The organism is Mesorhizobium sp. LEGMi-168a (assembly GCF_058312955.1).
On the sequence record NZ_JBZEGV010000005.1, the window covers coordinates 232,127 to 255,162 of the forward strand.

Sequence of the window (23,036 nt, forward strand, 5' to 3'; positions counted from 1 at the left end):
TGATTACGGCGCCCCCGCCAACTCCCGGCCCCCGCCTATCCGGGGTCGGGAGCATGATGTCCTCATTGTCCCAGCCCGGCTGCCGAGATGAGCAACAGCGAACGCCCCAACCAGCTTTTCCGCAACCTCAACGCCAAGGTCGCCTCAATCCCGATGATCCTGACCGCGCTGGTCGTCTTCGTCGGCGGCACGGCCTGGACGGTGCTCTATTCCTTCACCAATTCGAAGCTGCTGCCGCGACTGAACTTCGTCGGGCTCGACCAGTATTACCGGCTCTGGGCGACGCCGCGCTGGCTGGTCTCGATCGAGAACCTTTTGATCTACGGCGTCATCTCGCTGGTGTTCTCGCTGGTCATCGGCTTCATCCTCGCAGCGCTGCTCGACCAGAAGATCCGCTTCGAGGACACGTTCCGCACCATCTTCCTCTACCCGTTCGCGCTCTCCTTCATCGTCACCGGGCTGGTCTGGCAATGGCTGCTCAATCCGGATTTCGGCATCCAGCGAGTCGTGCGCGACCTCGGCTGGACGAGCTTCAGCTTCGACCCGCTCTATAATTCCAGCATCGTCATCTACGGCATTTCGATCGCGGCGCTCTGGCAAGGCACCGGGCTCATCATGTGCCTGATGCTCGCCGGCCTGCGCGGCATCGACGAGGACATCTGGAAGGCCGCCAGGGTGGACGGCATACCGATGTGGAAGACCTATCTCTTCATCGTCATCCCGATGATGCGGCCGGTGTTCATCACCACGCTGGTCATCATCGCGGCCGGCATCGTCAAGGTCTACGACCTGGTCGTGGCCCAGACCAGCGGCGGGCCGGGCATCGCCTCCGAGGTGCCGGCAAAATACGTCTACGACTACATGTTCTTCGCCCAGAACCTCGGCCAGGGTTTTGCCGCCTCGACCATGATGCTGCTCTCGGTGGTGATCGTCATCGTGCCGTGGGCCTATCTCGAATTCGGAGGCAAGAAGCATGGCTGAGATTGCTGCCTCCATGCCCGGTGACGCTCTCCGGCGCGAAGCCCTGTCGCGCGATGCATTGGGGCCGAGCGGAACGAAGCCGCGACATGTGCTCTCGCGCCGCAACATCTTCCTCTACGGCACCCTCATCGTGGTGGCGCTCTATTATCTGCTGCCGCTCTACGTGATGGTCGTCACGTCACTGAAAGGCATGCCGGAAATCCGCCTCGGCAACATCTTCTCGCCGCCGCTGGAGATCACCTTCGAGCCCTGGGTCAAGGCGTGGTCGCAGGCATGCACCGGCCTCAATTGCGACGGGCTTTCGCGCGGCTTCTGGAACTCGGTGCGCATCACCGTGCCATCGGTTCTGTTGTCGATCGCGATCGCTTCGGTGAACGGCTATGCTTTAGCCAACTGGCGCTTCAAGGGCGCCGATACCTTCTTCATCATCCTGATCGTCGGCGCCTTCATCCCCTATCAGGTGATGATCTACCCGATCGTCATCATCCTGCGCGAGATCGGCATCTACGGCACGCTGACCGGCCTGGTGATCGTGCATTCGATCTTCGGCATGCCGATCCTGACGCTTCTGTTCCGCAACTATTTCACCTCGATGCCGGAGGAGCTGTTCAGGGCCGCGCGCGTCGACGGCGCCGGTTTCTGGGGCATTTATCTGCGCATCATGCTGCCGATGTCGATGCCGATTTTCGTCGTCGCCATTATCCTGCAGGTGACCGGCATCTGGAACGACTTCCTGTTCGGCGTCGTCTACACGCGTCCCGACACCTATCCGATGACGGTGCAGCTCAACAACATCGTCAACTCGGTGCAGGGCGTGAAGGAATACAACGTCAACATGGCCGCGACCATCCTGACCGGCCTCGTGCCGCTCATCGTCTATTTCGTTTCCGGTAAGCTCTTCGTGCGCGGCATCGCCGCCGGCGCGGTGAAAGGATGATGATGGCAGCAGCAATCGCCAATCCCAGCGTTTCGATCCAGGACCTGTCGCTGAATTTCGGCCTGATGTCGGTGCTGAAGACGCTCAATCTCGACGTCGCCGAGGGCGAGTTCATCGTGCTGCTCGGACCGTCGGGTTGCGGCAAGTCGACCTTGCTCAACTGCATCGCCGGCCTGCTCGACATTTCCGAGGGCCGCATCTTCATCAAGGGCAAGAACGTCACCTGGGAGGAGCCGAAGGATCGCGGCATCGGCATGGTGTTCCAGTCCTATGCACTCTATCCGCAGATGACGGTGGAAAAGAACCTCTCCTTCGGCCTGCGCGTCGCCGGCGTGCCCAAGGACGAGATCGCCAATCGCATCGCGCGCGCGGCGGAAATCCTGCAGATCGAGCCGCTGCTGCAGCGCAAGCCCTCGGCGCTCTCCGGCGGCCAGCGCCAGCGCGTGGCGATCGGGCGCGCGCTGGTGCGCGACGTCGACGTCTTCCTGTTCGACGAGCCGCTGTCCAACCTCGACGCCAAGCTGCGCTCGGAACTGCGCGTCGAGATCAAGCTCCTGCATCGCAGGCTGCAGAACACGATGATCTACGTCACCCACGACCAGATCGAGGCGATGACGCTGGCCGACCGTATCGCGGTGATGAAGGGTGGCGTCATCCAGCAGCTCGACGCGCCGCAGACCATCTACAACCGGCCGGTCAATCGCTTCGTCGCCGGTTTCCTCGGCTCGCCGGCGATGAATTTCCTGAAAGGGGAGTTGGAAGCGGGCGATGCGCCTACGTTCAAGGCCGACGGTGTTTCGGTGCCGCTCGGCCGCTACACATTCGAGGGCGACAACGGCGGCGCCGGCAGGCCCTGCGTGTTCGGCATCAGGCCGGAACACATCGCCTTGGGCGACGCCGCCAAGGCGATGCCGTTTAGCGCCGAGTCCACCGTCGAGATCGTCGATCCGATGGGTTCCGACACGCTGGTGTGGACCAAGCTCGGCGGCCAGATTCTTTCCTTCCGCGTCGAAGCGGACAAGACGCTGCGTAACGGCGATGCGATCCGCATCGGCTTCGATCCGGCGCGCGCTTCGCTGTTCGACGCCGAGACCGACAGCCGACTTTAACCTCCCAAACCACCAAGAACGGACAGACAGATGAACTGGTCATTCCAACTTTATAGCGCCCGCAATTTCCAGCCATGGGACGGCGTGCTGAAAATGCTCGGCGAACTTGGCTACAAGGAAGTCGAAGGTTTTGGCGGCGTCTATGACGATCCCAAGGCGTTCCGCGCCGAGCTCGACAAGAACGGGCTCGCCATGCCGACCGGGCATTTTTCCATCGACGCGCTCGAAAAGGATTTCGACGGCGTGCGCAGGATCGCCGATACGCTCGGTGTCAAGCTGCTGATCTGCCCCTATCTGATGCCCGATGCGCGGCCGAGCGACGCTCCCGGCTGGCGCGGCTTCGGCGAGCGCCTGGCGAAGGTCGGCGAAACCGCGAAGAAGGCGGGCTACGGCTTTGCCTGGCACAACCACGATTTCGAGTTCAAGGCGCTCGCCGACGGCTCGCTGCCGCAGGACCACATTCTGTCCTCAGCGCCCGATATCGGCTGGGAGATGGACGTCGCCTGGGTGGTGCGCGGCGGCGCCGACCCGCTGCCCTGGATCGAAAAGCACGGCAAGCGCATCGTGGCCGTTCACGTCAAGGACATGGCGAAGCCGGGCGAGGGCCTCGACGAAGACGGCTGGTCGGATGTCGGCCACGGCACTATCGACTGGCCAGGCCTGATCAAGGCGTTGCGCGCCGGAAGCGCGACGCAGTATTTCGTCATGGAACAGGACAATCCCAACGACATCGAGCGCTTCGCCCGTCGCTCGATCGAATCCGTCAAGAATTACTAGGACATACCATCATGGCAAACAAACTTGGCGTAGGCGTCATCGGCTGCGGCAACATCTCGAAGGCGTATTTCTCGCTGGCGCCGCTGTTCCGCGGCATCGAGATGCGTGCCTGCGCGGATATCAACACGGACGCCGCGAAGGCGCGGGCGAAGGAATTCAAGCTGCGCGCGCAAACGGTCGACGAGCTGCTCGAAGCCGACGACATCGATATCGTCGTCAACCTGACGATTCCGGCCGTGCATTATGAAGTGTCGAAGCGGGTGCTCGACGCCGGCAAGCATGTGTATTCCGAAAAGCCCTTCGTGCTGTCGATCGAGGAAGGGCTGGACCTCAAGAAGCGGGCCGAGAAGAAGGGACTGCGCATCGGCTCGGCGCCGGACACATTCTTCGGCGGCGCGCATCAGCTGGCGCGCGAGCTGATCGACAACGGCAAGCTCGGCAGGATCACCAGCGGCACCTGCCACGTGATGGGCCACGGCATGGAGCACTGGCACCCCAACCCCGACTTCTTCTTCCAGCCGGGCGCCGGCCCGGTGCTCGATATCGGCCCGTACTATGTCACCAACCTGATCCAGCTGATCGGGCCGGTGAAGCAGGTTGCGGCTTTCGCGGCGACGCCGGCCAAGGAGCGCACGATCAGCTCCAAACCCCGCGCGGGCGAAAAAATCCCGGTCAACACGCCGACCACTATCCATGCGCTGCTGGAATTTGAGAACGGGGCCGTGGTGACGCTCAACACGAGCTGGGACGTCTGGAGCCATGGCCACGCGCCGATGGAGCTCTATGGCGAGGCGGGCACCGTCTTCGTGCCGGACCCGAACTTCTTCGGCGGCGAGGTCCGCTTCACCGATGCCACCAAGCCGGTGAAGAAGCTGCCGAAATGGGATCATCCGTTCGGCGTGCCCAACGAGATGCACGGCCAAGGCATGATGGCCAACTACCGCACCGCCGGCCTCGCCGACATGGCGATCGCGATTGCCGAAGGGCGGCCGCATCGTTGCTCGATGGAGCTGGCGCTGCACGCCGTCGACGTCATGACCGGGATCCTGCGTTCCGGCGAAAGCGGCAAGTTCGTCGCCATGCAGACGACCTGCGAGCGGCCGGCTGCGCTCGGCATCAAGGAAGCGAAGGCGCTGCTGGCGAAGAAAAAGTAGGTGGCGACCCCCTCTCCCCGTTTCGGCGGGGAGAGGGTAAGGGTGAGGGGCAAGCATCGATTCAATTCACAACTAGAGCAGAGCATGATGTCGTCCGAAAACCGCTCCACACTTTTCGGCATCATGCTCTAGCGGCGGTCGCCGCGCCGCTTCGATCCCGAGGATTTCCCATGCCCTATGTCGCCGCCGAGAACCGCTACGAGAAAATGATCTACAACCGTTGCGGCCGGTCCGGCCTCAAGCTGCCGGCCATCTCGCTCGGGCTGTGGCACAATTTCGGCAACGACACGCCGCACAGGACCAAGCAGGCGATCGTGCGCAAGGCCTTCGATCTCGGCATCACGCATTTCGACCTCGCCAACAATTACGGCCCGCCGCCCGGCTCGGCCGAGACCGCCTTCGGCGAGATCCTGCGCAGCGATTTCGCCGGCTATCGCGACGAGCTGATCATCTCGACCAAGGCGGGCTACGAAATGTGGGCCGGGCCCTATGGCGAGTGGGGCAGCCGCAAATATGTGCTGGCGAGCCTCGACCAGAGCCTGAAGCGGATGGGCCTCGACTATGTCGACATCTTCTATTCGCATCGCTTCGATCCGGAGACGCCGCTCGAAGAAACCATGGGCGCGCTCGACCATGCCGTGCGCTCGGGCAAGGCGCTCTATGCCGGCATCTCCTCCTACAATTCGCAGCGGACGCGCGAGGCGGCCGACATACTGAGGCAGTTGGGCACGCCCTGCATCATTCACCAGCCGAGCTATTCGATGCTCAACCGCTGGGTCGAGGAGGACGGGCTGCTTGACACGCTGGAGGGGCTGGGCATCGGCTCGATCGTGTTCTCGCCGCTGGCGCAGGGCATGCTGACCGACAAATATCTCGGCGGCATCCCCGAGGGCAGCCGGGCATCCCAGGGCAAGTCGCTGCGCCCGGCTTTCATCAACGACAAGTCGATCGCCAACATCAAGGCGCTCAACGCCATCGCCGGCCGGCGCGGCCAGACGCTGGCGCAGATGGCGCTGGCCTGGGTGCTGCGCAGGGGACGCGTGACCACGGCGCTGATCGGCGCCAGCCGGCCTGAGCAGGTCGAGGATTGCGTCGGCGCGCTCAAGGCGCTCGAGTTCAGCGATGCCGAACTGGCCGAGATCGACAGCTATGCGCGCGAGGCCGACATCAACCTCTGGGCGGCGTCCGCCGAACGCAAGGGGCCGCCGCGCAAGTAGCAGCCGCGCCGGGCGGCCAATCGCGGAAACAGTGGCAAAAATGCGCGTTCGTCGCTATCTCATGGAGCGGAGAGCGTTTCATGTGCACAATCGGCACGCGAAACGACGCGGCGAGCGGAACGGAACAGATGACGGCAAGGGATACGCTGACCAAGAACCAGTTGTGCGTGCTCGAGAAGCTCGAGGCCGCCAGCGGGCCGCTCAGCGCCTACATGCTGCTCGACCAGTTGCGCGAGCGCGGCTTCCGCGCGCCGCTGCAGGTCTATCGCGCGCTCGACACGCTGGTGAAATCGGGCTTCGTGCACCGGCTCGAAAGCCTCAACTCCTTCGTCGCCTGCGCCGAGCCGCACGATCACAGTCATTCGATGACGGCCTTCGCCATCTGCGACAGCTGCGGCCAGGTGACCGAGATGTCCGACCACGATGTCGACCACCGGCTGGACGAATGGGTGCGCTCGACGGGATTTGCCGCGAAAAAGGCAGTGATCGAGTTTCGCGGGGTGTGTGCGAAATGTCGGGCCGAGGCGGCCTGACGCGGCACAAACGAAAACCTGTTAAGCTGGCGGGACAGCGCCCCCCTCTGTCCTGCCGGACATCTCCCCCACAAGGGGGAGATTGGCAGCTCCACCCACACCGCAATTCCTGCAACGCTGGCGATTTGCGAAGGCGACGGCGACATCCGATCTCCCCCCAAGTGGGGGAGATGGCCGGCAGGCCAGAGGGGGGCGCGAAGGATCTCGGCAATTGGTCCGTTGTTTACGCCCGCAAAAGGCTCAGTGCGCCTCGTCCCAATTATCCGCCGCGCGCGCGTCGACATGCAGCGGCACCGACATCGAAACGGCCGGCATCGGCGCGTTCTCCATCACGCGGCGTACGACGGGGATCGTCGCCTCGACCTCCGCTTCCACCGTCTCGAAGATCAGCTCGTCATGCACCTGTAAGAGCATGCGGGCCGACAGCTTCGCCTTCTCCAGCGCCTCTTCCATATGCACCATGGCGCGGCGGATGATGTCGGCGGCGGTGCCCTGGAGCCTGGCGTTGATCGAGGCGCGCTCGTTGAAGGCGCGGATCGAGGGGTTGGACGACCTTATCTCCGGATAATGGATGCGGCGGCCGAAGATCGTTTCGACGAAGCCGTTCTCCCGCGCATAGGCCTTGGTTTCCTCGATATAGTCGCGGATGCCCGGGAAGCGTTCGAAATAGCGCTTGATGTAGGCGCTCGCTTCCTCGCGCGGGATCGACAGCTGGTTGGCGAGGCCGAAGGCCGAGATGCCGTAGATGATGCCGAAATTGATCGCCTTGGCGCGCCGGCGCACATCCGAAGGCATGCCCTCGACCGGCACGTTGAACATTTCCGACGCGGTGATGGCGTGGATGTCGGCGCCGTCGGCGAAGGCCTGCTTGAGCTGCGGAATCTCGGCGACGTGGGCAAGCACGCGCAGCTCGATCTGGCTGTAGTCTGCCGAGACCAGCTTGTGGCCCTTTTCGGCGATGAAGGCGGTCCTGATCTTGCGGCCTTCCGCGGTACGCACCGGAATGTTCTGCAAATTGGGATCGGATGATGACAAACGGCCGGTCGTCGTTGCCGCCAGCGCATATGAGGTATGCACGCGATTGGTGCCGGGATTGATGAAGCCGGGCAGCGCGTCGGTGTAGGTCGATTTCAGCTTGGTGAGCTGGCGCCAGTCGACGATCTTGCGTGGCAGCTCGTGGCCTTCGGCGGCCAAGTCTTCCAGAAGCTGCGCCGAGGTCGACCATTGGCCTGTCTTGGTCTTGGAGCCGCCCGGCAGGCCCATCTTGCCGAACAATATGTCGCCGAGCTGCTTCGGCGAGCCGATGTTGATGCGCTCGCCGACGATGCCGTAAATCTCTTCCTCGACGCGGGCCGCGCCCTGCGCCAGCTCGCCCGACAGCCTCGACAGGATCTGGCGATCGACCGAAATGCCGCGCTGCTCCATGCGGGCGAGCACGGGCACCAGCGGCCGTTCCAGCCGCTCATAGACGGACACGAGACCCTTGGCGGCGAGCCGGGGCTTCAGCAACTGCCAGAGCCGCAGCGCCAGGTCGGCCTGCTCACCGGCATAGGCGGTCGCCCGCTCGATATCGACCTGGCCGAAGCCGATGGCGTTCTTGCCCGATCCGGCAAGCTCCTTCTTGGAGGCCGGCGCATGGCCGAGCCACTTCTCCGACAGCGAGGCGAGATCATGGCCGCCCGACGTGCCGGCATCGAGCACATAGGAGATCAGCATCGTGTCGTCGAAGGGCCCGACCTCGATGCCGTGCCGGCTCATCACGACGATGTCGTATTTCATGTCCTGGACGATCTTGAGGACCGACCTGTCCTCGAGCAGCGGCTTGAGCAGCGCCAGCGTTTCGCGGACGGGGATCTGGTCCGCCAGCAGGCCGCCGCCAAGCAGGTCGCCATTGCCGCTCATATGGGCGAGCGGCACGTAGACGGCGCGGCCCGGCGCGATCGCCATGGAGAGGCCGATCAAGTCGGCCTGCATCGGATCGGACGACGTGGTCTCGGCGTCGAAGGCGAGGATGCCGGCTTCTCTCGCCTCGGCGACCCAGGCTTTCAGCGCGGCCATGTCGCGAATGGCCACATAGGCCGAGGGATCGATCTTGCGCGCCGTCGCCTGTTCCAGCCGCAGCGCCGAGAGCAGGGAAGGGGTGTCGCCCTGCGGCGGTGCGTCCTCGCCCCGGACGGCAGGGGCAGGCTTCGCGGCGCCGTTCGGCGTGAGCGCAGGTCTGGGGGCCGCCGGCGCGCCGGCACCGACATCGGGGCCATGCGCGGCATCGGCGCGCTCGATGCTAACGGCGGAAGCCTGGACGTCGCCGATCTCGGTTGCGGTCGCTTCCGCGACGCGGCGCGTCAGCGTGGTGAATTCCATCGTCTTCAGGAAACCGATCAGCTTCGGCCCGTCCGGCGCATGCAGCACAAGGTCATCCAGCCCCTCTTTCAGCGGCACGTCGTTCTTCAGCGTCACCAACTCGCGGGAGATGCGCGCCTTGTCGGCATTGGTGATGATGGTTTCGCGCCGCTTGTCCTGCTTGATCTCGCTGGCACGAGCCAAAAGCCCGTCGAGGTCGCCGAACTGTTCCAGCAACTGCGCCGCGGTCTTCGGGCCGATGCCGGGCACGCCGGGCACGTTGTCGACGGAGTCGCCGGTGAGCGCCTGCAGGTCGATCATCTTTTCCGGCGGCACGCCCCATTTCTCGATCACTTCCGGAATGCCGATCTGGCGATCCTTCATCGGGTCGTACATGCCGACCGTCGGGCCGACCAATTGCATCAGGTCCTTGTCGGACGAGACGATGGTGGTGTCGGCGCCGGCCTCGCGGGCAAGCTTGCTATAGGTGGCGATGATGTCGTCGGCCTCAAAGCCTTCCATCTCGATGCAGGGCAGGTTGAAGGCCACGGTGGCCTGGCGGATCAGGCCGAATTGCGGGATGAGGTCTTCCGGCGGCGCCGAGCGGTTGGCCTTGTATTCGGGGTAGAGATCGCTGCGGAAGGTCTTTGACGAATAATCGAAGATGACGGCGAAATGCGTCGGCACGATGCCGACGCTGGTGTTGCGGGCGTCCTGCATCAGCTTCCACACCATGTTGCAGAAGCCGAGCACGGCGCTGGTCGGCAAGCCGTCGGATTTGCGGTTCAGCGGCGGCAGCGCGTGATAAGCGCGGAAAATGTAGCCGGAGCCGTCGACAAGGAAGAGGTGATCGCCTTTTTTCATGCCGGCAGGGATAGCGCGGCCAGGCTTCGCGGTCCATGCCAAAGGCTGCGCAACCCACGGGTTCCGGCAACACCCTGACAAGTGCCGATCCCGCCCGAATCCGGCTGCTCATCCGACCGCTCACGGGTATGTTACAAAAGTGTAACGTTCGTGCCCTTGAATCGCCATGTTCGCAGACCCAAATAGCTGTCATCGGCAGTTTTCGCCGAAGTCCGGAGTAAGGCCCGTCCCCCGCCTATCCCGGGCAACTGCGGCAGCCTATCCCCCCTCTCCGGGCTGCCGCAACGTTTCGAGTAAAGACCGCCGTGGTTCCCCCTCCACCACGGCGGTTCTTTTTTGCCCTGCAGCCTCCGCGTCGCTGACGCCAAAGCCCGTGGTCCCCCCGTGGTCCAATGATCGCGGCTTTGCGTTTTCTGCTCGTCCCTTAAAGCGCGTCGCGATCTTTCAGAATCGTGCCATGCGCTTTAGTTTTTGATTTTACGCATGTCTTTGTCCCGAAACCGGTTCCCACTTTCGGGAGACATGCTTTAGGGTCGGGCCAGAATCGAAAGGCTGCGAATAATGTCCAGAATCTCCCCCGTCCTCGACCGTCTCGACCAGAATCTCGACCAGAGCCTGGAGCGGCTGTTCGGCCTGCTCGGCATCAAGTCGATCTCCACCGATCCGGCCTTTGCTGCCGACTGCCGCAAGGGCGCCGAATGGCTGGTGGCCGAGCTCAAGCTGATCGGCTTCGACGCCAGCGTGCGCGACACGCCCGGACATCCGATGGTGGTGGCGCATCACGAGGGGCCCGCCGGCGCGCCGCATGTGCTGTTCTACGGGCATTACGACGTGCAGCCGGTCGACCCGATCGAGCTTTGGGAGAGCGATCCGTTCGCGCCGTCGATCAAGGAGATCGAACCCGGCCGCAAGGTGATCACCGGGCGCGGCTCGGCCGACGACAAGGGCCAGCTGATGACCTTCGTCGAGGCGTGCCGCGCCTGGAAGCAGGTGCATGGCAATCTGCCCTGCCGCATCACCATCCTGTTCGAAGGCGAGGAGGAGTCCGGCTCGCCGTCGCTCAAGCCTTTCCTCGAGGCGAACGTCGCCGAACTGAAAGCCGATTTCGCGCTGGTCTGCGACACCAGCATGTGGAACCGCGAGACGCCGTCGATTTGCGTGTCGCTGCGCGGCATGGTCGGCGAGGAAGTCACGGTCAAGGCCGCCAGCCGCGACCTGCATTCGGGCCTCTATGGCGGCCCGGCCGCCAATCCGATCCGGATCCTCGCCAAGATCCTGGCCGACGTCCACGACAAGGACGGCCATGTCACCATCCCGGGCTTCTATGACGGCGTCGAGGAGACGCCCTCGCAGGTGCTGAAGTCCTGGGAGGGGCTCGGCGAAACGGCCGAGACCTTCCTCGGACCGGTCGGGCTTTCCATTCCGGCCGGCGAAAAGGGCCGCTCCCTGCTCGAACTCACCTGGGCGCGGCCGACGGCCGAATTCAACGGCATCATCGGCGGCTATACCGGCAAGGGTTTCAAGACGGTGATCGCTGCGGAAGCCTCGGCGAAGGTGTCGTTCCGCCTCGTGCACAAGCAGGACCCGAAGAAGATCCGCGCCGCCTTCCAGGCTTTCGTGCGCGAGCGCATCCCTGCCGACTGCTCGGTCGAATTCCATCCGCATGGCGGCTCGCCGGCGATCCAGCTTTCCTACGACTCGCCGTTCCTCGCCAAGGCCAAGGACGCGCTGTCCGATGAATGGGAGAAGCAGGCCGTCACCACCGGCGGCGGCGGCTCGATCCCCGTGGTCGGCGACTTCCAGACCTATCTCGGCATGGAATCGCTGCTGGTCGGCTTCGGCCTCGACGACGACCGCATCCATTCGCCCAACGAGAAATACGAGCTCTCCTCCTTCCACAAGGGGCAGCGCTCCTGGGCGCGCATTCTCGATGCACTGACCCGTTGAGAGGCCGGAAAGACAAGTTTTTGTTGATTTTTCTTCGGATCGCGGCGAGGACGGCGCTTCTAGCGCAAAGTGCGGCGTCCTTTGCGCATCCAAAATGATGCGCGGCGCCGCAGGCCGCGATCCGGAGAAGAGAATGACCGACATCCGTTTCCACAAGAACGATCTGCCGGACCTGTCCCGCTACAATGTCGGGGCGGTGGCCATCGACACGGAAACGCTGGGGCTCAACCCGCATCGCGACCGGCTCTGCGTGGTGCAGATTTCGCCCGGCGACGGCAGCGCCGACGTCATCCAGATCGCTCCTGGTCAGCGGAAAGCGCCGAACCTCGTCAGCCTGCTTAGGAACCGCACAATCACCAAGCTGTTTCACTACGGCCGTTTCGATATCGCTGTGCTCTACCACACCTTCGGCGTCATGGCCGAGCCGGTGTTCTGCACCAAGATCGCCTCGCGGCTGACCCGCACCTATACCGACCGGCACGGGCTGAAGGATATCTGCAACGAGCTGCTCGGCATCGGTCTCTCCAAGGCGCAGCAATCCTCGGACTGGGCGGCGGAAACGCTCTCGCCCGAGCAGCTCGAATATGCGGCATCGGACGTGCTCTACCTGCACCGGCTGCGCGAGGTGCTTGCGGCGCGGCTGGCGCGCGAGGGCCGTACCAAGGAAGCCGACGCCTGCTTCCGCTTCCTGCCGACGCGCGCCAAGCTCGACCTGATGGGATGGGGGGAAGAAGATATCTTCGCGCATAGCTGACGGAACCCGGCGCGTCGAGCGACGTTCCCTGCCGGTCCATGGAGGAGTGAAATGGCAGAGCGCAAACCGATAGCCAGCGCGCCGAAGGACGGCTCGAAGGTCACGATCATGTGGAAGGACGTCGACGGCGTGATCAACGAATCCGTCGGTCAGTATCGTGACGGCGGCTGGTGGGTCTACACCGACAGCAACACCCAGAAAAAAGTCGATCCGACGAGCTGGCGGCCGGCTTCCGGCGATGACGACGACCAGTGAGCAATCGCTGGCGGTTTCGGAAGCGAGCGTGGGGTCCGGCCGCAGCAAGGGGGCGCAATGAGACAGAACATGCTCTACCTCATCATCGGGGTATTGGTCGTCGTGATCGTCGGGCTTGGCGTCTACATCTATCGCGAGCAGACCAGGCCGAAAGGCGTGGAGCTCAAGATCGACGACAAGGGCATTTCGATCCAACAGAATTGATCCGGTCGCGTGCACATCTTGTGGCTTGACCGCCGTGCTCCGGACAACAGCTCCCATCAATCTTGCGGGAGTGGGACGGCAACAAGAGTGACGTCCGGGCGGTTCGGCGGTATCATCCTAGCATAGGGAGTTTGGGGCCAACCAACCTAGCCACTAGGAGGTTGCCATGAGGCACCAAACACTGGACCAGCTGCACGCCGTTGCCGAGGTCAAAACTGCCAGACCCATCATGAGCCGAACCCAGCGCCTCGCCCGTTGGGCGGAGCTTCTCGAACGTGAGCCAACCCGGCTGCTCACCGCGCTTACCGGCACCGAGTACCATGCCCGGGCCGAGCGCGATATCATGCGTGGTGACGGCTCGCCGATATCGGTCGCGCTCGAAGACCCGATCTTGCACGGCGAAGGTTTGAAGGACGACAGCTACGGGGAAGCAAAGCGCTTCTTCGAGCTGACCGACTATCAGTTGCATGAGATCGTCTGCTACTGCCATGTCGGCGATATCATGCAGGCATCGAGAGCGGCGCTGTCGGTCCGTGCCGTGCTCGATTAGTCCACAGCCGACTTGCCCGCCGGATGCAACCTGGCAAGGAGCGCGGCCGGATCCTCACGCCGCTCGCGCTCCGATCTGCGGACGGATGAAGTCATGCGTAAAACAATCTGGCAACGAGCTTTAGGCCGGAGCCGGCTCTACCGGAAGGTCGTAAAATGATGGTTGGTGATCTCCATCCAAACCCTGGATGATGCCTTCTTGCAACTCACCTCGAATTCGTGCGCGATTAGGGACAGAGCCTGCTCCATGCGCTTTGCGGCCATAGGAGCATTGCAACCCAAGTGGACTACGCTGAGTTTCTGAAAGCGATCCGTTTCCGGCTTAAAACGCCGGGTAAGGCGTTTCATGTCGGTGTCGACGGCAACCAATATCGCCTCATTCTTCATCGCGGTCTCACAAACCACGACATCGCTGGCGCCTTCCGCCAAAACGTCGTTGTGACGGATGACTTTGAAGCCCGCTGTCTCGATTACCTGGGCGACCGATTCCGGCGTGCTGGCGTCCAACAGGAAAACGAGATGGACGCCAGGCACGATTAAGCAGCGTTATCGTAGGCTAGTGCCGCCTCAACGTCCGATCGCGTCAAAGTCGGGTATTCCCGCATGATCTGCTCGACCGTGTAGCCGGTTTCGGCGAAAGCCTTGATATTCTCGACCGGTATACGGGTACCCGCAACAACCGGAGTGCTGAACCCCTGCCGTTTTTCGACCTGGCCTGCCCGGGTTTCATCTCGACGTCGCCACACTTTAACTCGTTCGATCATGTCGCCAGCGACAACTTCAAGCGGGATTTGGAGAACGCCTTGACCCGATACAACTTCCTCATGCTGCTGAGTTGCGGCGTTGACAAAAACGACCTTCCTCTTCCACACGTACAAGGTGGTTGAGATCCAGTTCTCGCCAAGCGCCAAGAGCTTGTCCTTAACCTCTCGCAGGTGCTGCATTGAGACGCGAGATTCGTTACGCAACTCGTCAAGGACGCGCAATGCGACTAAGTCCTTGAAACTGTAGAGCCGAGCATAGGAAAGGCTGCGATTTTCGTTCGCCAAGCTTGGGGCAAAGAACTTCGTCCGGTCCCAGTGGCGCAATTGACGCACCGAAAGACCGGTAAGACGTGCGGCGTCTTCTTCGGTGAAGGCCGCGATAACAATGTTCTCACCCTTTTTGCTCATTTGCATATTGTAACGCCTTGACATGGTAAAAATACCGTTCACCGGATAAATTTTTGTTGGCCAGCCAAAAGCCCGTTTCTATCCCTAACGGCTCTGACCGTTGTACCGTCGACCGCAAAGCAGCCGACCTGCCAGCGATTTGCGGGCTCTCGATCTGAGGGCATCCGGCCGCGGCAACGTGCGGTAGCGGATTTAGAAATTCGTAATAAAATTCAAAGGCCTGCATAAACCCTGCTTTAACCCGCCTTTAAACCGCCGCATCTACTCTGCAGCTCGAGCGCCATCGGCACCGGGGACAGCAAGCACAGCGCATGGCGAACCGCAGAGACAGTCGCATCGAACCAAGCTTCGAGGGCTCGCCGCGGGCGAAATCCTCCGACGGCTTTTCGGTCAGCGAGGAGGATCGCGTCGTGCCGGCCAATCGCAAATCCGCTGCAAAACGCAAATCCGCCAAGGCGAAATCGTCGCGTCGCGGTCGCGACCGCAACCGTCGCGGGCTGTTTTCCATTTTCGGCCGCCTGCTCTACTGGTGCTTCGTGCTCTGCATCTGGGGCGGCATCGCGGTGGCCGGCGTCGTCGTCTATTACGGCGCCAAGATGCCGGCGGCGACCACCTGGTCGATCCCCGACCGCGCGCCCAACATCAAGATCGTCTCGGTCGACGGCCAGCTCATCGCCAACAGAGGCATGAGCGGCGGCGAGGCTGTCGGCCTGCATGAAATGTCGCCTTACATCCCCGAGGCCGTCGTCGCCATCGAGGACCGCCGCTTCTATTCGCATTTCGGCATCGATCCGATCGGGCTGACGCGCGCCATGGTTACCAACGTTCTCGGCAGGCATTTCTCGCAGGGCGGCTCGACGCTGACGCAGCAGCTGGCGAAGAACCTGTTCCTGACGCCGGACCGGACGCTGGAGCGCAAGGTGCAGGAAGTGCTCTTGGCGCTGTGGCTTGAGCACAAGCACAGCAAGGACCAGATCCTCGAAATGTATCTCAACCGGGTCTATTTCGGCTCCGGCGCCTATGGCGTGGAGGCGGCCTCGCGGCGCTATTTCGGCAAGAGCGCGCGCGACGTCTCGCTTTCCGAGGCAGCACTTCTGGCCGGTCTGTTGAAGGCGCCGTCGCGGCTGTCGCCGGCGCGCGACCCGAAGGCGGCCGAAGAGCGCGCGCAACTCGTGCTCGCCGCCATGCGCGAGGAAGGCAAGATCAGCGATAAGGAATACAAGGTGGCGCTCAGCGCGCCGGCGACGCGCGCACCGTCCTACTGGACCGGCTCGGAAAACTATGTCGCCGACACGGTCATGGAGGAGCTGCCGGACCTGATCGGCGATGTGCGCGGCGACATCGTCATCGACACCACCGTGGATATCACCCTGCAGAAGCTTGCCGAGCAGTCGATCCGCCGGCTGATCGACGAGAGCGGCAAGAAGCTCAACGTCACGCAAGGCGCGCTGGTCTCGATCGACGATTCCGGCGCCGTGCGGGCCATGGTCGGCGGCTACGACTATTCGACCAGCCAGTTCGACCGCGCCTCGGAAGCCCGCCGCCAGCCGGGCTCCGCCTTCAAGCCGTTCGTCTACATGGCGGCGCTCGAGGCCGGCCGCACGCCGGACAGCGTACGCAACGATGCGCCCATCAGAATAGGCAAGTGGACGCCCGACAATTATGGCGGCAAATATTATGGCAAGGTGACGCTGGCCACCGCGCTGGCCAAGTCGCTGAACTCGGTGGCGGCGCAGCTCACAATGGAGGTCGGACCCGACGCGGTGGTCGAGGCGGCGCACCGCATGGGCATCCAGTCCGACCTGCAGTCGAACACCTCGATCGCGCTGGGCACCTCGGAAGTGACGCCGCTGGAACTGACCTCCGCCTATGTGCCTTTCGCCAATGGCGGCTACAAGCCGGACGTCCATTTCATCAGCCGCGTCACCACGGCCGGCGGCAAGGTGCTCTACGAGAACAATGGCGGCAGCGCGCCGCGCGTCATCAAGGCCGACATCGTCGGCATGATGAATTCGATGATGACGGGCACGGTCGAGGTCGGCACCGCCAAGAAAGCGGCCTTCAACTGGCCCTCGGCCGGCAAGACCGGCACCAGCCAGAATTCGCGCGACGCATGGTTCGTCGGCTACACCGCCAACCTCACCACCGGCGTGTGGTTCGGCAATGACGACGGCAGTCCGATGAAGAAAGTTACCGGCGGCGCGCTGCCGGCGCAGGCCTGGCACGAGTTCATGGTGGCGGCGCATGAAGGCGTGCCGGTCAGGCCGCTGCCCGGCACGTGGAAGTCGACGCCCTCCGATACGGTCGTGCCGGACGAAATCCCGTCGGCGGATGGCTCACAGCCGCCGCCGGCGCCGCCCGCGCCGGTCGGCCAGTCGGCGCCAGTGGCCCAGGCGCCCGCGCGCCGGGCGCGTCCTGCCCAGACGGTCGATGCCGACGGCTTCGACATGCCCAGCGACGGCGGCACCACCGCCTCGGTCGGGCATCCGGTGCCGCCCGGCGACGTCGGCGGCCCGAAGAAACGGCGGCAGACGTCTATTCTCGATATCCTGAACGGCGGCTAGATCGGATCACTGTTTAGCGGAAACAGCGATCCGCTCTATCTCTTTGTTTCTTACGCAATTCCGGACGGAAAACCGCTTCTCACTTTTCCTGGAATTGCTCTAAAGCCTGATCCCGCTTTCGGGATCATGGTCCAGCCGGCAACTCGCCTCTCGCCATGACAGTCGCCTTCGGCTACATGTCCGGCCGGAGATCAAGCCATGGCCGAAATCGACAGCAGAAAAACCATCGTGCTCACCGGGGCCAGCCGCGGCATCGGCCATGCGACGGTGAAGCGCTTTTCGCGTGAGGGCTGGCGCGTCATCACCTGCTCGCGCCAGGCCTTCGCCGAGGATTGTCCGTGGCCCGCCGGCCCTGAGGACCACATCAAGGTCGATCTCGCAGACCAGGAGGATGTCGGCATTGCCGTCTCGGAAATCCGGCATCGGCTGGAGGCGCATGGCGGGCAATTGCACGCGCTGGTCAACAATGCCGGCATCTCGCCGAAGCTGAAGGACGGCGGCCGGATGAACTCGATCGACACGCCGATGCATGTCTGGCGCGATGTGTTCCAGGTCAATTTCTTCGCGCCGATCATGCTGGCGAGAGGCCTGTTCAAGGAACTCGCCGCGGCCAAGGGCTCGATCGTCAACGTCACCTCGATCGCCGGCAGCCGGGTGCATCCGTTCGCCGGCACGGCTTACGCGACGTCGAAAGCGGCACTGGGCTCGCTGACTCGCGAGATGGCGCATGACTTCGGCCCGCACGGCATCCGCGTCAACGCGATCGCGCCGGGCGAGATCGACACGGCGATCCTGTCGCCCGGCACCGACAGAATAGTCGAGACGATCCCGCTCAGGCGCCTTGGCGCCACCTCGGAAGTCGCCGACATCATCTTCTTCCTGTGCTCGGGCCAGGCCTCCTACGTGACCGGCTCGGAAATCCACATCAATGGCGGCCAGCACGTGTGATTCCAAGCTAAGGACTGCTCATCCGGTCATGGTGAGAACAGCCTTGCCGCTGATGCTGCGCCGTCGCAGCGCGTCCAGGGCTTGGGCGATGTCCGTCCACGGCACGGTCAAGGCCACGCGGGTTTCCAGCCGGTTGGCCGCGACCAGGGCGAGCAGCGAGGCGATGTCGGTACCAATGGCCGGACCGGACGTGTAGTAGGCGAAAGTCTGCAACCGCGCCCCCTCGTGACCCGGAACGAACTGGCGGAATCCGACGGGCGTGAGTTCGCCGCTGCTCGAACCGAACATGACGATGGTCCCGCCGGGTGCGACGCGTTCGATCGCGCGTGCGAGGCTTTCGCCGCCGACCGACTCGGTGATCAGCGAAAACGGTCCCTCGGCCAGCTCGATCGCCTCGACCACCTGCTCGGCGCCCAGGCGACGAAGATCCTCGTTATGCCGGCCAGCGGCGACCGCGGTCACGCGCCCGCCCTGCTGACGGGCGATCTGGATCTGGAAACGACCGACCGCGCCGCTTGCGCCGGTGATGAGAACCTGCTGGCCGGTTAGGTCACCGCCATGGCGCAAGGTCCTCAGCGCCGTCGTGCCCGCGACCGGAAGCGTGGCCGCGGAAACGAAGCTGACGTCATCCGGCAGGACGGCGAGACGGTCGGTTGAAACGGCGACACGTTCGGCCCAGCCGGCCTGGTCGACCAAAGCCGCAACCCGGGTGCCTGCGACTGGGCCGGAGCCATCGGCTGCTGCGCGGTCGACAATGCCAACGATGTCCTGGCCAGGTATCCACCCGTCAGGGCGTATGCTGAGCAGGCGCAGCTCGCCACGATTCAACGACGTTGCATGAACGGCTACCAATGCTTCATTCGCATTGCAGTTTGGCTCGTCGGCCTCGGTGAGCTTCAGCCGGTTGGGGCTGGCGGGAGATATAGCGAGGGCGAGCATGGGTCGGGCCTTCCTGTGGTTTGCGTGGCGCTCACACGAACTGTTGCCCGCATGCGGAAACTGGAGCCTATCGACTTCCTCGCGCGAAGAATTTAGCTGTCATGGCGTTAAATCGCTAAAAGAGATCAATCATGAGACAGCCGCTCCGCTGGCCTTGGCTGGATTTCGACGTCGACGACGTGGCGGCGCCGGCGATCGCCGTTGGCGTCGATGTCACCGAGACAAGGGCCGAGGTGCGCGAGCACTGGCATCGCAAGGGGCAGCTCGTCTTCGCGCTCGGCGGCAGCGTAACTTGCCGCGTTCCGAGCGGGCTTTGGATGGTGCCGCCGCATTGCGCGGTGTGGGTGCCGAGCCGGATGGAACACAGCAATATCGCGACGGCCAATGCGCGGATTTTCTTCGTCTATATCGAGCCGGGCGCCGCCGACCTGCCGGACCGGTGCTGCACGCTTTCGATCTCGCCACTGCTGCGCGAGCTGATCATCGAACTGTCGGACTGCGCGCCGGAGGATGCGAGGTGCGATTTCCTGGGAAGGATACTGCTCGCCGAACTGCCGCATATGCCTGTCCAGCAGCTGCATCTGCCGATCTCGTCCGAACCGCGCTTGAGGCGGATCGCCGAAGCGCTGGCGGACAATCCCGCCGACCGCAGCACCCTGGCGGAATGGGCCAGCCGCGTTGCGCTGAGCGAGAGCAGCCTCGCCCGTCTCGTGGTCAAGGAGACAGGGCTGAGCTTCGGGCGCTGGCGCCAGCAATTGCATTTGATCGTCGCAATACGGGAGCTGGCCGCCGGCGCCAGCGTGCAGCAGGTTTCGGCCGATCTCGGCTATGAATCGGTCACCGCTTTCATCACCATGTTCAAGAAGGCGCTCGGCAAGCCGCCGGCGAAATATCTCAGCGACATCGCGCAAAACGGCGGTTCCGCGTTCGTTGCCTGACTGCCGCTCACTCCGCGCAAATCGGCAACGCGAAGAGTTGGTTTCAAGCCTCCGCCTTGACCGGCTCCACAACAGCCGCGCCCGTCACCGCCTGGACGATGCCGCGCGCGATCTCGCGCTCGCCCATGATCACCGTGTCAGCACCGAGGCCTTTTAGATGCTCGACCTCGGCATCGGAATGGGCACGGGCAATGACGCTTATGCCGGGATTGGCGGCGCGGGCGCGAAGCACGACCTGCCCGGCCTCGAAGGCATTGGGAATGGCGAGGATCAGCCGCTTGGCGCCTTCCGGATTGGCGGCGGAAAAGACCTCCGCATTGGCCGCGTTGCCGGCGACTGTCTCGATGCCGTCAGCCTTCAGCTTCGCAAGCGTTTTGTCCGCATCCTCGATGACCAGGAAGGGCAGGGCGGCCTCCTTCAGCGCGGCACCCACGAGGCTGCCGACGCGGCCGTAGCCGACCAGGATGGAATGATCGGCGAGCGCGGTCCGCGGCGGCGGGCCGTCTTCCTTTTCCGAAGCCGCCACCACCGAAGCCACCTGGCCGGGCTCGGTCGCCGGCCCGATCGGCCCTGCCTCGACTGGAGGCGCTGCTTTGGTGGCACGCGCTTCCAGCCATGGCTTCATCCAGTCGACGACGAGGAACATCAACGGATTGAGCAGGATCGACAGGATGGCGCCGGCCAGAATCAGGTCGCGGCCCTGCTCGGGCAACAGCTTCAGCCCGACCCCGAGCTCGGCCAGGATGAAGGAGAATTCGCCGATCTGGGCGAGGCTCGCCGAAATCATCAGCGCCGTCGCGATCGGATAGCGGAAGGCGATGACGATGACGAAGGCGGCAAGCGATTTGCCGATGACGATGATGGCAAGCGTCGCCAGGATCGGCAGGCCGTTGCTGATCAGGCTGAGCGGATCGAACAGCATGCCGACCGAGACGAAGAACAGCACCGAGAAAGCATCGCGCAGCGGCAGCGATTCCTCGGCCGCGCGGTGGCTGAGCTCGGACTCGCTCATGATCATGCCGGCGAAGAAGGCGCCGAGCGCCAGCGAGACGCCGAACAGCTTTGCCGCGCCGAAAGCGACGCCGAGCGCGATCGCCAGCACCGACAGCCGGAACAGCTCGCGCGAGCCGGTATGGGCGACATAATGCAGGATCCACGGGATGACCCTGCGGCCGACGACCAGCATGACGGCGACGAAAGCGGCGACCTTGGCCAGCGTCACGCCGACCACGCCCCATATGCCGTAGCTGGCAGGCAGCGAGAGCAGGCTCGCATGGTCGTCGGCCTGTGGCTGGCCGCCGAGCACACCGGCGAGCGCCGGCAAAAGCACCAGCGCCAGCACCATGGCCAGATCCTCGACGATAAGCCAGCCGACGGCGATGCGGCCGCGCTCGGTCTCGATCAGCCGCCGCTCCTGCATCGCGCGCAGCAGCACGACGGTCGAGGCGACGGAAAGCGCCAGGCCGAAGACCAGGCCGGCGCCCAAGGACCAGCCGAGCAGCCAGGCGAGGCCAACGCCGAGCAGCGTGGCAAAGCCGATCTGCACGACGGCGCCGGGCACGGCAATCGCGCGAACCGACAGAAGATCCTTCAGCGAGAAATGCAGGCCGACGCCGAACATCAAGAGGATGACGCCGATCTCGGCGAGTTCGTTGGCGAGGCTGGCGTCGGCGACAAAGCCCGGCGTGTTCGGCCCGACCAGCACGCCGGCCACGAGATAGCCGACCAGCGGCGGGATGCGGAAACGGTTGGCCAATGCTCCGAAGACGAAAGCAAGCCCCAAACCGGCGACGATGGTGGCGATAAGGGGCGTGTCATGCGGCATGGTCTATGGAGCGCCTTTCAGAAACTGCGATGTCGGATAAGCGCCGCCCGAGGCCGTCGCCTTTCGCAATATGGTGGGGAGAGCGGTGGTGATGCAACCGCTGGTGCGCTGAAATCGGCGCCCCGGAGGCCGCCGGAGGACGAAAACCGCAGCCGGCCGCCGTGCGGTGGTCGCGCAGCATCACCTCAATGGCGTTCGATAGCCTCTCGCTGCCTGGCTCAGGCCGCCTGGAGCAGCTTCTCGATCTCGGGAATGGTGTGGTTGGTCAGCGTCTTCGGTATCTCCGCCCTCACCTTGTCGCAGACCTCCTTGTGCAGCTTCTGGCGCATCTCGCCGAGCACCTGCGGTGGAGCGATCAGCACGACCTCGTGGAAGTCACCCCGATGCGCAAGCTTGTAGAGCCGGTTGGCAATATCGTCAGCAAAACGTTCCTTGCCGAGGCGATGCCAGTCGGTCTCCTCAATAGCGCTGCGGGGCCCTTCAGCGTAGCGGCCTGGCTTGTCTGTGCCTTGCTCCCGGGTGGCCGGGTTTTCCTGTTCCATTTCCTGCACGACCTGCAGGTCCGGATATTTGGTATCGCCCTGGTTGCGAAGGAAAAGCGCCTTTTCGCCGTCAGCCACGATGACCCAAAGATCGTGTTTCAGCCTGATGCTCATAGCGCTCCTCCTTTTCAGCTTCCGGGCCTGCCGACCGAGCTTCAAAATGCGATCTGCCGGCAGCGATGCGATCGTTAGCCAAACGTGCCGCCGAGCGCGATTGTTCCAGTCAGCGGTGACTGCCCGCTCGCTCCTTGCACGGCGCATCAAGCGGCCGCTCGGCGCGGGTACGGCTTTAATCTACTAACTTAGTAGAAATTAGAAAAAACTATTTTGCCGCCATGACCGGGCAGCGCTAAAAATTATGCTGGATCAATGGGCGACGGCGAGGTGTCTGGCCACCTCAAGCTCAGGCGTAGAATTTTTTTCTCCTGCCTTTCGCGGTTGCGAAAAAGCGATTGCCTGCCTCCGAGCGATGCGCGAGTGCTTGCCT

General features: G+C 63.6%; 21 protein-coding genes. 15 read left to right on the plus strand and 6 right to left on the minus strand.

Translation table 11 applies throughout. The annotated features are described in order from the left end of the window. Positions 1-87 precede the first annotated feature (87 nt). From AC4FWB_RS09880 to AC4FWB_RS09910, 7 genes are all read left to right on the plus strand, one after another. Positions 88-981, plus strand: a complete 894-nt coding sequence (locus tag AC4FWB_RS09880) for a carbohydrate ABC transporter permease (RefSeq protein WP_491025811.1) — start codon at positions 88-90, stop codon at positions 979-981. Between the two features lie 13 nt (positions 982-994). After that, positions 995-1,918 (plus strand): carbohydrate ABC transporter permease, encoded by a 924-nt coding sequence (locus AC4FWB_RS09885; RefSeq protein WP_491025896.1) that lies wholly within the window; start codon positions 995-997, stop codon positions 1,916-1,918. A 2-nt stretch (positions 1,919-1,920) separates the two neighbouring features. Beyond that, positions 1,921-3,027, plus strand: a complete 1,107-nt coding sequence (locus tag AC4FWB_RS09890) for an ABC transporter ATP-binding protein (protein WP_491025897.1) — start codon at positions 1,921-1,923, stop codon at positions 3,025-3,027. A 30-nt stretch (positions 3,028-3,057) separates the two neighbouring features. Then, the gene (locus AC4FWB_RS09895; RefSeq protein WP_491025812.1) at positions 3,058-3,804 is read left to right on the plus strand and encodes a sugar phosphate isomerase/epimerase family protein; all 747 of its coding nucleotides are present in this window, start codon (positions 3,058-3,060) and stop codon (positions 3,802-3,804) included. 11 nt (positions 3,805-3,815) lie between these two features. After that, on the plus strand, positions 3,816-4,958 hold the full coding sequence (locus AC4FWB_RS09900) for a Gfo/Idh/MocA family protein (protein WP_491025813.1): 1,143 nt from the start codon (positions 3,816-3,818) through the stop codon (positions 4,956-4,958). Positions 4,959-5,128: 170 nt separating this feature from the next. After that, entirely contained in the window at positions 5,129-6,175 is a 1,047-nt protein-coding gene (mgrA, locus tag AC4FWB_RS09905) for an L-glyceraldehyde 3-phosphate reductase (protein ID WP_491025814.1), read from the plus strand. Positions 6,176-6,303: 128 nt separating this feature from the next. Next, on the plus strand, positions 6,304-6,708 hold the full coding sequence (locus AC4FWB_RS09910) for a Fur family transcriptional regulator (protein ID WP_040972454.1): 405 nt from the start codon (positions 6,304-6,306) through the stop codon (positions 6,706-6,708). A gap of 240 nt (positions 6,709-6,948) precedes the next feature. Here the strand turns inward: AC4FWB_RS09910 and polA are convergent, their stop codons facing one another. Further along, entirely contained in the window at positions 6,949-9,912 is a 2,964-nt protein-coding gene (gene polA, locus AC4FWB_RS09915; RefSeq protein WP_491025815.1) for a DNA polymerase I, read from the minus strand. A gap of 561 nt (positions 9,913-10,473) precedes the next feature. Between polA and AC4FWB_RS09920 the strand changes: the two genes are divergently transcribed. The 5 genes from AC4FWB_RS09920 to AC4FWB_RS09940 all read left to right on the plus strand — a co-directional run bounded on the left by AC4FWB_RS09920 (position 10,474) and on the right by AC4FWB_RS09940 (position 13,622). Continuing rightward, positions 10,474-11,859: a M20/M25/M40 family metallo-hydrolase gene (locus AC4FWB_RS09920; protein ID WP_491025816.1), complete on the plus strand. Its 1,386-nt coding sequence runs from the start codon at positions 10,474-10,476 to the stop codon at positions 11,857-11,859. Positions 11,860-11,992: 133 nt separating this feature from the next. Next, on the plus strand, positions 11,993-12,613 hold the full coding sequence (locus AC4FWB_RS09925) for a ribonuclease D (protein WP_491025817.1): 621 nt from the start codon (positions 11,993-11,995) through the stop codon (positions 12,611-12,613). A gap of 51 nt (positions 12,614-12,664) precedes the next feature. Beyond that, positions 12,665-12,868, plus strand: coding sequence for a hypothetical protein (locus AC4FWB_RS09930; protein WP_491025818.1), 204 nt, complete (start codon positions 12,665-12,667; stop codon positions 12,866-12,868). 57 nt (positions 12,869-12,925) lie between these two features. After that, entirely contained in the window at positions 12,926-13,072 is a 147-nt protein-coding gene (locus tag AC4FWB_RS09935; RefSeq protein WP_491025819.1) for a hypothetical protein, read from the plus strand. A 166-nt stretch (positions 13,073-13,238) separates the two neighbouring features. Then, positions 13,239-13,622, plus strand: coding sequence for a hypothetical protein (locus tag AC4FWB_RS09940; protein WP_491025820.1), 384 nt, complete (start codon positions 13,239-13,241; stop codon positions 13,620-13,622). Positions 13,623-13,759: 137 nt separating this feature from the next. Here the strand turns inward: AC4FWB_RS09940 and AC4FWB_RS09945 are convergent, their stop codons facing one another. Further along, complete coding sequence (locus AC4FWB_RS09945) at positions 13,760-14,128, minus strand: DUF5615 family PIN-like protein (RefSeq protein WP_491025821.1); 369 nt, start codon at positions 14,126-14,128, stop codon at positions 13,760-13,762. A gap of 29 nt (positions 14,129-14,157) precedes the next feature. After that, positions 14,158-14,799 (minus strand): DUF433 domain-containing protein, encoded by a 642-nt coding sequence (locus tag AC4FWB_RS09950; RefSeq protein ID WP_491025822.1) that lies wholly within the window; start codon positions 14,797-14,799, stop codon positions 14,158-14,160. Positions 14,800-15,104: 305 nt separating this feature from the next. Between AC4FWB_RS09950 and AC4FWB_RS09955 the strand changes: the two genes are divergently transcribed. Further along, a complete protein-coding gene (locus AC4FWB_RS09955) occupies positions 15,105-17,357 on the plus strand; it encodes a transglycosylase domain-containing protein (protein ID WP_491025823.1) in 2,253 nt (750 codons plus the stop codon). A gap of 198 nt (positions 17,358-17,555) precedes the next feature. Further along, on the plus strand, positions 17,556-18,305 hold the full coding sequence (locus AC4FWB_RS09960) for an SDR family NAD(P)-dependent oxidoreductase (RefSeq protein WP_491025824.1): 750 nt from the start codon (positions 17,556-17,558) through the stop codon (positions 18,303-18,305). 18 nt (positions 18,306-18,323) lie between these two features. On the opposite strand, the gene AC4FWB_RS09965 is transcribed toward AC4FWB_RS09960, so the two are convergent. Further along, on the minus strand, positions 18,324-19,244 hold the full coding sequence (locus AC4FWB_RS09965; RefSeq protein WP_491025825.1) for a zinc-binding dehydrogenase: 921 nt from the start codon (positions 19,242-19,244) through the stop codon (positions 18,324-18,326). 131 nt (positions 19,245-19,375) lie between these two features. Between AC4FWB_RS09965 and AC4FWB_RS09970 the strand changes: the two genes are divergently transcribed. Further along, complete coding sequence (locus AC4FWB_RS09970; RefSeq protein WP_491025826.1) at positions 19,376-20,182, plus strand: AraC family transcriptional regulator; 807 nt, start codon at positions 19,376-19,378, stop codon at positions 20,180-20,182. Positions 20,183-20,225: 43 nt separating this feature from the next. On the opposite strand, the gene ybaL is transcribed toward AC4FWB_RS09970, so the two are convergent. Together ybaL and AC4FWB_RS09980 are read right to left on the minus strand one after the other, a co-directional pair. Beyond that, positions 20,226-22,007, minus strand: coding sequence for a YbaL family putative K(+) efflux transporter (gene ybaL, locus AC4FWB_RS09975; RefSeq protein ID WP_491025827.1), 1,782 nt, complete (start codon positions 22,005-22,007; stop codon positions 20,226-20,228). 218 nt (positions 22,008-22,225) lie between these two features. Further along, positions 22,226-22,663 carry a baeRF12 domain-containing protein gene (locus tag AC4FWB_RS09980; protein WP_491025828.1) on the minus strand — a complete coding sequence of 146 codons (438 nt, stop codon included), beginning with the start codon at positions 22,661-22,663 and terminating at the stop codon, positions 22,226-22,228. Positions 22,664-23,036 lie beyond the last annotated feature (373 nt).